We start from the raw sequence: 375 nt of genomic DNA, 5'->3' as shown, positions 1-375 counted from the left end.
GGCAAAAAAGGATTGCGATGACGAACGGGGTTGTGATTGTCGGTGCGGGCCATGCCGGCGTGCAGGCGGCCGCCAGCCTGCGTGAAGAGGGCTACGAAGGACCCGTCGTCCTGATCGGCGACGAGAAGGAGCTGCCCTATCACAAGCCGCCGCTGTCCAAGACCTTCATCAAGGACCCGGAGGCCAATCCGCAGCCTTTGCGCGGCGAGGCTTTTTATACGGGCAATGCCATCGATTTCCGGCCGGGCGTGCGCATCGACAGCATCGATGCCGGCGCGGGCCAGTTGAATGTTGCAGGCGGTGGAACGCTCGCCTTCGACCGGCTGATCCTGGCGACCGGCTCGCGGCCGTGCCTGCTCAAGCTCGACGGCGTCG

1 protein-coding gene is annotated in these 375 nt (G+C 65.1%); it reads left to right on the top strand.

The annotated features are described in order from the left end of the window. Positions 1-17: 17 nt before the first annotated feature. Positions 18-375, top strand: a 358-nt coding sequence (locus EN786_RS36365; RefSeq protein ID WP_189524384.1) for an FAD-dependent oxidoreductase, incomplete at its 3' end; no start/stop codon positions are given.

It is taken from the genome of Mesorhizobium sp. M4B.F.Ca.ET.143.01.1.1 (assembly GCF_004792275.1).
GTDB lineage: Bacteria > Pseudomonadota > Alphaproteobacteria > Rhizobiales > Rhizobiaceae > Mesorhizobium > Mesorhizobium abyssinicae.
Note: the sequence above shows the minus strand (reverse complement) of the source record. Positions and strands in the feature narration are given on the sequence as shown.